Origin of the sequence: Membranihabitans maritimus (assembly GCF_021729145.1) — a bacterium.
Classification (GTDB): Bacteria; Bacteroidota; Bacteroidia; order Chitinophagales; family Saprospiraceae; genus Membranihabitans; species Membranihabitans maritimus.
The window spans coordinates 1-270 of the sequence record NZ_JAJSLW010000108.1 but is presented as its reverse complement, the minus strand read 5'-3'; the positions used below and the strand labels follow the sequence as shown (position 1 = coordinate 270).

1 pseudogene is annotated in these 270 nt (G+C 42.2%); it reads right to left on the bottom strand.

The features are described from left to right. A pseudogene (locus LVD47_RS23510) lies at window positions 1–270 on the bottom strand (ATP-dependent helicase HrpB); the annotation flags it as partial.

Genomic DNA, 270 nt, shown 5'->3' with positions numbered 1-270 from the left:
CACAGTAATTAAACTTTTTAAGTTGTTCTAGCGTTTTTATATCTTCTAGGTATACCCCAAGCCAGCTATCGGCATTGTCAATGAGTGACTGCTCAGTGATGGCTGGGAACTGCTCTGGCAATAACTTACTGGCAAGGCACATACGAATTAGTAACTGCTCACTGTCAACCTGTTCATTGAAAAGACTAAAGCCATGCTTTTTAAACATGTTAAGCCATGCTTTAGCTCGCTCACTTTTATCAAGAGGGTGCTTACTCGGCTGACTGGCGA